6 protein-coding genes are annotated in these 10050 nt (G+C 63.9%); all 6 read left to right on the top strand.

The genetic code is table 11. From position 1 onward, the window contains the following. Positions 1-55 precede the first annotated feature (55 nt). The 6 genes from ACLBXN_RS14650 to ACLBXN_RS14675 are packed head-to-tail and all read left to right on the top strand — an operon-like array spanning position 56 to position 9968. Positions 56-2803: a phage tail tape measure protein gene (locus tag ACLBXN_RS14650; RefSeq protein WP_447612608.1), complete on the top strand. Its 2748-nt coding sequence runs from the start codon at positions 56-58 to the stop codon at positions 2801-2803. Then, positions 2803-3186: a hypothetical protein gene (locus ACLBXN_RS14655; RefSeq protein WP_447612609.1), complete on the top strand. Its 384-nt coding sequence runs from the start codon at positions 2803-2805 to the stop codon at positions 3184-3186. Before ACLBXN_RS14650 ends, ACLBXN_RS14655 begins: the two co-directional genes overlap by 1 nt. 12 nt (positions 3187-3198) lie before the next feature. Next, positions 3199-6792 (top strand): hypothetical protein, encoded by a 3594-nt coding sequence (locus ACLBXN_RS14660; protein ID WP_447612610.1) that lies wholly within the window; start codon positions 3199-3201, stop codon positions 6790-6792. A 25-nt stretch (positions 6793-6817) separates the two neighbouring features. Next, a complete protein-coding gene (locus tag ACLBXN_RS14665) occupies positions 6818-7984 on the top strand; it encodes a hypothetical protein (protein WP_447612611.1) in 1167 nt (388 codons plus the stop codon). An 8-nt stretch (positions 7985-7992) separates the two neighbouring features. Next, entirely contained in the window at positions 7993-9576 is a 1584-nt protein-coding gene (locus ACLBXN_RS14670) for a WD40/YVTN/BNR-like repeat-containing protein (RefSeq protein ID WP_447612612.1), read from the top strand. Then, entirely contained in the window at positions 9573-9968 is a 396-nt protein-coding gene (locus ACLBXN_RS14675) for a hypothetical protein (RefSeq protein WP_447612613.1), read from the top strand. The genes ACLBXN_RS14670 and ACLBXN_RS14675 overlap by 4 nt, the downstream gene beginning before the upstream one ends. Positions 9969-10050 lie beyond the last annotated feature (82 nt).

Genomic DNA, 10050 nt, shown 5'->3' on the forward strand with positions numbered 1-10050 from the left:
AAGTGCCGGCTGCAGCGCAAACCGAAGCAACTACTTTCACTCAAGACGAGACGCCATGGCCTTCAAGCCCATTCAGATCGTGATCAACGCCAAGGACGATGCGTCTGCGGTGCTGAGCCGCCTTGGGCGCAATGTAAAGCTGCTGGGCGCCACGGTTGCTGGGTACTTCGGCATCAAGGCATTTGCAGGCGTGGTGCAGAGCGCGGCAGACTTTGAAGCGGCCATGAGCCGCGTCAAAGCCGCCACCGAAGGCTCGGCCGCCGAAATGGCCGAGCTGACCAAGGCCGCTCAGGCGGCGGGCAGCAATACCAAATACACCTCGGTGCAGGCGGCGGGTGCGCTGGAGAACCTGGCCAAGGCGGGCCTGAGCGCGGGTGACTCCGTCAAGGCGCTGCCCGCCGTGCTGGCCTTGGCCCAGGCAGGTGATATCGAGCTGGGCAAATCCAGCGAGTACGTGACCAAGGCCGTGATGGGCATGGGCCTGGCCTTTGACGATGCCGGCCGTGTGGCCGATGTGCTGGCCAAGGGCGCCAACGCCACCAACACCAGCGTGGAAGGGCTGGCCCAGGCGCTGAGCTATGCCGCGCCGGTTGCCAACACCCTGGGCGTAAGCCTGGAGAGCACGGTGGCCATCATCGGCAAGTTTGCCGATGCGGGCATTGACGCCAGCCGCGCGGGCACGGCGCTGAACTCCATCATGAGTCAGTTTGCCAACCCGCTCTCCAGCTTCCGCAAGGAGCTGGGTGCTGCCGGCATCGTCACCACCAACTTTGAGGAAGCACTGCACCAACTGGCCGCCAAGGGCAAGGACGGCGAGCGCGCCATCAATGCCGTGGGCCTGGAGGCTGGGCCTGCGCTGCGTGCCTTGCTCAACCAGGGCATGGGTGCGTTGGATGAGCTGACCGGCAAGCTGCGTGAGGCGGGCGGCAGTGCCGAGGCCACGGCCAAGACCATGGCCGACAATCTCAACGGCTCGCTCAAGGGTCTGAGCAGCATGTGGGAGACCGTGACCCAGGTGCTGGGCAAGCCCGTGCTGCCGGTGGTGCGCAAGGGTGTGGACGAGCTGACTGGCACACTGCGCAAGGCGGTCGAGAGCGGTCTGGTGGAGCGCTTTGGCCAGACCCTGGCCACGGCCTTTGAAAACGGCCTCAAGTTCTTCCGCGCGTTTGCGGCCAACGTCAACTTTGATGCCGTGATCCTGCGCCTGCAGGTCTTTGCCAGCGAGACGGGCGAGACGCTGCAGCGCATCGGCCAGTACGCCACCAATGCCGGCAACACGGTGCAGTTGGCCTGGGGCGTGATGACGGCGGGCGTCAATGGCGTGCTGACTGCCATCTACGGCCTGGGCGCGGCGTTTGCACAGATTGCTTCCAAGGTGATGGAGGGCGTGGCGGCGCTGCGCAGCGGTCTGGCATCCGTCACCTTTGGAGGCCTGAGCGAAAGCTTTCGTCTGGCGGCGGCGGATGCCGAGGAGATGGCGGGAGCTTTTGCCGCTTCTGCCGAAGCCCTCAAGGCCAAGGCTGCTGAGTCTTTTCAGGGCATGGCCGATGGTGCCCAGACCGCGCGCGATGCCTGGGACGGGTTGACGGGCGCAGTCGAGGCGGTCGGCAATGCTGCCGCAGCGGCAGCCCCTTCCATCGAGGCGGTGGCTGCCGGCATCGAGGCCACGGGCAAGGCCGCAGCCAAAGCGGCCAAGGAGGCGGCAGCCAAAGCCGAGGCCGACCGCATTGCGGCCGAGAACCTGAAGAAGCTCAGGGCCGAGTACGAGCAGCTGATTGCCAGCGGCAATCTGGACGCCGCCGGGCGCAAGTTGCAGGAAATTGCCAAGGCCCAGCGCGCGGCCGCCGGCACGGCCCAGGATGCGGCGCAGTCCACAGCCTTGCTGGAGCAGGCCTACAAAGACCTGGGCATGACCACTAACGAGGATCTGCAGCGCATGGCCAAGCAGGCGCGTGCTGCGTTTGATCAGCTAGAAAAAGACGGCAAGCAGCCGCCCATGCGCATTGCCGAGGCCTGGAAGTCCATGGCTGACAAAGTGATTGCGGCCAATGGCGGTATTGCGCCTGAATGGCTCAAGACCCAGGCTGCGGTCAAAGGCTACGAGGTCGCGGTGGACGATGCAGGCAAGGCCGTGCTCAACACCGACCGCGCCACGGCCAGGGCAGTTAGCAACATGGTGGGTGGAATGGGGAGGGTGCGCGATGCAGCCGATGGCGTGCAGGAGAGCATGCGCGGCATTGAGCGTGCGTCGGGTCGTGCAGCCCACGCTGCCCGTGAATGGGAGCAGGGCGGCCCGCGTAACTTTGTCGAGGAGCGCAATGCCGGCGTGAATGGCTCGCCAGGTGTCATGCGCCAGAACATCGGCCCGCTGAGCCTGGTTCCGCAGTTCCAGACCCGCCAGGAGCTCGAAGCCTGGTGGACGCAATGGCAGAACCAGTACGCGCAGGACAACCCTTTCTCGGTCAAGAGCAGCGGCGCACTGGGCAACTATCAATATGACCTGACCCAGTTTGCAGTGAAGGAAGCGGGCAGGGCTATCGACCTGCAGCAGGCCGCCGCCAATGCCCGTCCTAAGCAGGAGGCCGAGCGCAAGGTGAGTGTTCCCAGCTCAGTGCCTCGGGCGCCGGCTCCTGTTGCAGCCCCTGCAGCTGCAGCTCCCCAATCCGTCATCACCCACAGGCATGAGGTCGTGATTGGCGGCCGTCAATACAACGTGGGCACGGATTCGGCGGGCAGCTCTGAGATGCAGCAACTGATGGCCGCGCTGGAGCGGGATGCCAATCTGACAGGAGGAGTGCACTGATGGCCGGCCATTTCCTGAACGGCATCGAGCTGCCCCGCGGCATGTTGTGGGTGGACGAATTCAACTGGTCTGCTGTGCAGAAGACGGTCGAGCGCGGCATCACCGGCGCCCAGATCATCGATGCTGCTACCCGCATCGAGGGGCGCCCCATCACCCTTCAAGCCGTGGAAGACCAGGGCTGGATTCGCCGCGCAACGCTGCAGGCGGTGCGGGATCTGGCCGATGTGCCGGGCGCCCAGTACCCGCTGCGCCTGGCTGATGGCCGCGCATTCGCCGTGCAGTTTGCGGCAGATGACCCGATTTCCGCTGCGCCCATCTCCCGGCCCGAGTTGCCCGCCGCAACCCATCCCTATGTCGCCACGCTGCGGCTGCTTACTGTTTAAGCGAGAAGAACAATGCCCATTTTGCAAGGCGACATCCAGCTGCGTGCCAGCCGCGTCATGGACGATGTGCCCGAGGGCGGTGGCGGGCCGTCTAACGTCGTGATCGAGTCCGGCCAAGAAAACGCCGTGATGCCTGACATTTCCGAGATGGATCGCGCCACAGGCCGGGCCAACCTGCGTCAAGTACATGTGGGCGTGGATACCCAAGACCGCGACACCTACCAGGGCAGCAATGTCATCGTGGCCAAGCCTCCCGAGGACCCCAATGTCTCTATCACCCTGTTTGCGACGGGCGGGGTCTATGACACCCGCGCCCAGGCACAGGCCCGGTTGGAGGCCTATTTGAACAAGGGTGCCGAGTGGGTGGGCTATCTCTACGAGAACCACATCAAGGGTCAGCGCGTCATTCAGATCTTCCAGCGCCCTGGCACGGAGCTGCCAGCCACGGGCAAGACCCTGGTTTTGGTGGGCAATGAAGGCCTTGCCAATGAGCAGGAGCAGTATGTTCGCGCCATCCGCGTGACCAGCGTGGAGCGCTCGTTCACCTATGACACGGATAAGGACTATCAAGCCCTGGTGGTGACGGTGGAGCTGTCGGACGCCTTGCGTTACGACTTCACAGGCTCTCCGGCTAGCCGCCAATTTGCCCGTCAGATCAATAGCGCCCATCTGCGCGATACCGTGGTGGCCGATGCGGGCAGCTATGTAGGTGTGACCCCGTTGCAAAAGGCAGCTGCCCTGGGGGACTTCACCATTATTGCCAAGACGATCATGACCCAGATCGTGCCCTCGGCACAGAGCGAGACGCCGATTCCTGCGGCCATTCCGTATGCGGCAGCAGGCTTCCCGGTCTCTGCGGCCGAGGCCGTGACATTCAACACAGACCAGGCCTGGAGCAATACCACCAGCCTGGCCTTGCCTGGCGGTTGTCTGCCGGGCTCTCTGAGCATTGCGGTGGGCGGCGTCACCTTTACCGACAAGGGCGGCATTTTGATGTCGGGCACCCAGCAGATCGGTCTGGTGGACTATGCCAACGGCATTGTTACGTCCAGCTCGGGCAGCTATGGCGGTATCAAGACCATCAGCTATCGGCCTGCCGCCTATATGCAGCGCATGCCGCAGTCCAGCGAGATCCGCATCACGGCAGAGAACCGCAGCCAGAGCTACACCGGCTTTATCACGCCGCTGCCGGCGCGTGGCACGCTGTCCTTCAGTTACCGGGCGCAGGGCCGCTGGTATGTGCTGTCGGATGCCGGCGACGGCGCGCTGCGTGGTAGCGACTCCAGCTATGGCGCGGGCACCTATAGCGCCGAGACCGGTAGCTTTGTCATTACTTTGGGTGCCTTGCCCGATGTGGGTAGCTCCATCGTCCAGCACTGGGGCGTGCCGACGCAGGAAACCGTGCAGCCCGCTGCCGATCTGCTGATCAGCCAGACCATTGCCTTGGCTTTGCCAGCGGGCCAAGCACTCTATCCCGGTGCTTTCTCCATCGCCTGGATGGACGGCACGACCCAGCGCACGGCCACCGCGACAAGCGCCTGGCAGCTCCAAGGGGATGCTACGGGCGAGGTGCGGGTGGGTCGCTCCGAAGTGCTGTTTGCGCCCAGGCAGCTGCCCGCCGTGGGCACGGTGCTCGATGTCACGGTCGACACGGCCCCGGCGGTCGAGGTGAGCCTACAGCATCCCTCGCGCAACGGCCAGGGCCGTCTGGCGGTTTCGGTTGGCCAGGGTGCGCTGGTGCCATTCACGGTCGAGGTGGAGTGGAACACGCTGACCGATCAAAGCGTGTTGGGTCTGTACACCCGCGATCAGCTCAAGGAAATGGGCGTGACGCTGGTCGACCCGACCCAGATCGCACGCGACGACGGCAACGGCAAGCTGATGCTGGATGGCGTGCAGGTCGGCACTGTGACCTACAGCACGGGCGCAGTGGACTTCAATCCCGATGTTGTCATCAAGATTCCCAAACCGGTCTATTCGTCCAGCCAGGTCAGCGGCGGCGGCTTCAATGGCGAGGTGGCCCAGTACCGCCTCAACTATGAGGGCATCGAGTACCTGAACGCCCCCTCGATCTACCCCAACGACGAAAGCGGCTACGTCAAGATCCGTTTCCGCACCACGGGCAGCGCCACGCGCCGCACGTTGCAGGTCACGTTTGCGCCTGAGTTTGACCTGGTCACGGGCGTGCAGGCCCCGGTGGTGCCTGGCTCGGTCGTGCTCATGCCTTCCAGCGGTCAGCCCTGGAGCGATGACGGCAGGGGGCTGCTGCGGGTGCTGACCTCCGGCGGCTTTGTGACGCGCGGCAGCATCAACTACGCCACAGGGCGCGTGGGCCTGACCTCGTGGACGCCGGGCAATGCGAACACACTGCGCCGTGCAGCCTGCATCACCACGCTGGGCGATGCGATCTCCAGCGCCTATGTATTCCGCACGGCTGCAGCCCCATTGAGGCCTGGATCGTTGACTGTTCAAGTCCCTCGCGCGAGTGGCGGCTCACAAAACGTCAGCGCAGCCATTGACGGCACCATCACGGCACCCGGCGTGGTTGGCACGGTGGACTATGAGACCGGCCTGGTTCGCCTGGGCTTCGGGGCCCTTGTCATTGCCGCTGGCAATGAGTCCGAGCCCTGGTATGACGCGGCCAACGTGCAGCCCGACGGCAAGATCTTCAAGCCCCAACCCGTGGTCGCCAGCGCCTTGCGCTACTCGGCGGTGGCCTATGCCTATCTGCCCATGAATGCCGACATCATCGGCATCGATCCGGTGCGCCTGCCCAGCGACGGCAAGGTGCCTATCTTTCGGCCTGGCTCCCTGTGCGTGGTGGGTCATACCAAGACCAGCGCCCAGCTCAACGTCAGCAACAACCAGACCATCAATCTGGCTCGCGTGCGCCTGTCCCGCGTGGTGGTGAGGGATGCCAATGGCAAGACCCTGAATACCGGCTATTCCGTGGATCTGGAGGCCGGCATGGTTACCTTTACCGATGTGTCTGCCATGACCATGCCGGTGACGATTGAGGATCGCATCGAGGACATGGCCGTTGCCACGGATGTGCAGATCTCGGGCGAGATCACCTTCAACCGGGCGCTGACCCATGACTACCCCAAGGACGGCACCTATGTGTCCAGCGCCCTGCAGGCCAGCGACCGCCGTGCCCGCGTCAGCTTGGATTTCTCGCAGCAGAGCTGGGTCGACAACGCCTGGGCCGATGCGCCCACGGGGCCTGCCATTGCCGCCAAGTATGACCAGAGCGTTTCTCCTATAGCGATCACCAACGCCGGCGGGAGCACCGAGCGCTGGGTGCTGCAGTTCACCTCGACCAGCCAGTTTCGGGTGATTGGCGAGCATGTGGGCGTGATCGCAACGGGCGACATCAACACCGTCTGCTCGCCGCTCAACCCGGCCACGGGCAAGCCTTATTTCACGATCGATCCGCTGGGCTGGGGCCAGGGCTGGGCCGTGGGAAACATCCTGCGCATCAACACCGTGGGCGCGATCTACCCGTTCTGGGTGGTGCGCACCATCCAGCCCGGCCCCGAGACCGGCATCGAGCACAGCTTTTCCATCCTGGCGCGCGGTGATGTGAACCGCCCGCAATCCAACTGATGACCCCGAGAGAGCGGAGAGAAATATGGCATCTACAACGATCAAGTTTTTTCACAGTGCTTTGCCTGGCGCGCCGGTACTCAACGGCAGTGCAGGTTCGATGCTGGCCGTGCTCGACTTGCTGGTCACGGGGATGGGGCTCAAATCCGTGGACAGCATGACGGTGGCTGACGAAGTCGCCACGCTTGCGATCAGCACGGGCCATAGTTTTGAGCCTGACACAGTGGCGCTCGTGGCAGGAGCCAGTGAGCCACGGCTGAATGGTGCTGCGCGCGTTATCGCCACAACCGCGAATACCATCCGAATCCCTGCCCCTGGAGTGGCTGATGGTGTCGTGACTGGCAGCATGACCGCAAAGCTCGCCCCTGCAGGGTGGGAGAAGGTTTTTTCCGCTACCAATGCCGGTGCATACCGAAGCAGGGATGTGGCGGGGACGCGCATGTTTGTGCGCCTGGACGATACGGGCACCACCAACGCTCGCCTGCGAGCCTATGAAGACATGACGGGCATCAATGCGGCTGTCGGCCCGACCCCGCTAGATAGTCAAGTGAGTGGCGGGTTCTGGTGGCCCAAGAGTGGCGCAGCCAACACCACGGCCCGTCCCTGGTTTCTGGTTGCGGACGAGAGAGGTTTTTATCTGGCAGTCGATCCCCAGGGCACTGGCCGTTTTACGGTGCTCTATGCGGGTGACATCGCCAGCTTCAAGAGCGGTGACGCCTGGGGCTTTGCAGTCACGGGCAACCAGTCCGACCAGGTTGAGTCCACCGCCGTGCCCGATGGCTGCTGCGGGTGGAGCCATCGCAGTGCACGCAGCGGAGCCTATCTGGTGCGTTCTCATACGTCGATTCAGGGGGCCTTGCCGGCCCAGCGCATCGGCTCACACCACAACGGAACTCTGGCAGATGGCTATGCCGGCACGGCGAACTATTCGCTGGGCGCTTATCCGAACGGTCCCAACAACGGATTGATGACAGGCGTGCTTGAGCTGTATGCGCTGGGCATGCGCGGTACGCTGCCGGGGCTGTTGCATCCGGTGCAGGACTGCGGCTCGGCATTTACCAGCGGTCAGAAAGTGGCTGGCACAGATGATCTATTGGGGCGCAGCTTGCTGGCCCTGCGCGTGGCTCCGCCCTCCGGTGCCGTGGCTGCGGGTACGGTGTTTTTGGACATCGGCGGCCCCTGGACTCGTTAAGGGGTTGTATGGCAGTAACAGCTTCAACGTGGCGGATTTCCGGTATTGCTGCATATGGCGGGGGCGATCTGGCGCTGTCGCAGCTTCGCTTGTGGGGCGGCGGTGCGTTCGTGGACATGGGGGCGACGATCACCAGCAGCGCACCGCCGCTCAGTGGCAACCTGAGCGATCTGCTGACAGGTGTCGGCACCTGCGTTTTTGCAGCGAGCGACGTTCGCCAGGCGGGCTTTTGCATAGAGATTGAACTACCGTCAGCCGCAGAAGTGTGGGGGCTACGCTGCGCAGGCCCGGACAAAGACCGCTATCTGCGAACCTACATCCTGGCGGCGCGTTCGCAGGCCCCTGCCATGGCGGCAACGCTGGGGAGCGTCGCGTTCAACGGGATACATGTGCTGGCTGCAGCGCCGACCGGGGCACCGAAATATTTGTATGCGGCCGATGGAGTCTGGCGAGGCAACGCTTGGGCAGCACCAGGGCTCATGAGTATTTCCATGACACCCGATGGTCAGACCTTGTACCGACAGGAGGCTGGGTACTACCCCCAGGTGTCGCGCGACGCGGGGGCCTCCTGGACCCTCTACAGGGGGTTGCCTGTGGGTTCTCGCGTGGGGTGTGCGATCACGGCCGACGGCCAAACACTGCTTTGCGCAGAGCAGGGCGGCAATAAGTACCTGTCGTGGTCCAAAGACGGCGGAGCCACATGGGCCACCATCCCCGAGGCCGGAGCGGCGTACTGGAACAGCTGCGCGATGACGCCCGATGGCCAGGTATTGGTAGGTGCGCCTTACAACGGGCAATTGATCCGGTCGACAGATGCCGGGGTCACTTGGAGTGCTGTTGCCTCTGCTGGAGTTGAGGTGTGGCAGACGATTGCCATTAGCGCAGGCGGCCAGTACATGCTTGCCGGCTTCAACGGCGGCGCGGGTCTGAAGCTCTCGAAAGACTTCGGCGTCACCTGGCTGACGCTTCCTGGGTGGGCGTCAATCAGCTGGGTGGGTGTTCAAGGCGTAGGCATCTCCGATGACGGTCAGGTGATTGTCGTTGCCGCTGCAAGCCAAGGCTACTACCCCATTTACTCGCTTGATGGCGGAGCGTCATTCACGGTGCGCTCCGCGAGTGCATACGGCGCTTACTTCGGCTGCGCAGTGACGCCCGATGGCCAGATGATGCTTTGGACCGGCGGAGACGGTAGCTTTGTCGTGAGACCCTATTCGTGGCTGACGTCGGCACCCCCTGGAGCCGCCCACGCTGCCCCGGTCATGACTGGTCACGCCGCAGAGATCGCTCAGGCAGAAATGCCGCAGGCAAGCGTGGTGCAGGTTGCAGTGGATGCAGAGTTCGGCGGAAAAGGCCGAATCTTCGGCAGGGTGGAGCGTAAAGCGGTGCCTGCCAATATCCCGTTGAGTCGCCGTGTGCGCCTGCACCGCAGCCGTGATGGGCTGCTTGCACGTGAGACCTGGAGCCAGGCTGATGGCTCTTACGAGTTCAGCGGTCTTCACCCAGGTTATGAGTACGACGTGATCGCCTTCGACCATGAGCGGCAGGAGTTCTCGACCATAGCCAACAACCAGCGTGCGGAGGTTGTTGCATGAGTACACAACCAGAATTCGAGATCTCGGCCGCCCATGCCCTGTCCCGCCTGCAGGCCACGGCCAACTTTGCGGACTCCGGGCCTGCGGCTTCGACTATCGCCCTCTATGACGCGGCAGAGCAGCTGCTCGTCATGCTGACCCTCACGAAGCCCTGCGGCCAGATCACCGAGGCGGGCTATCTGCTGCTGACCCAGGCCAGCGGCAGCGGCGACATGATTCTGACCAGTGGGCAGGCTGCTGTCGGCGTCTGGAGCACCAGCGACGGCCAGTTGATCGGGCGCGGCCTGGTCACGGATGAGGCGGGCGCGGGGCACTTCAAGCTGCTGGGCAGCACCGGCACCCAGCTCTATGCGGGCGGCAAGGCCATCCTGGGCGAGACAAGGATCGACTGATGGCCGGCATCGACCTGATCTTTAACCGCGCCTTCACGACCGGCAACCCGGTCGAGCTGGTGTTTGGCGACGATGGCGGCGG

Source organism: Comamonas sp. C24C (genome assembly GCF_053345995.1).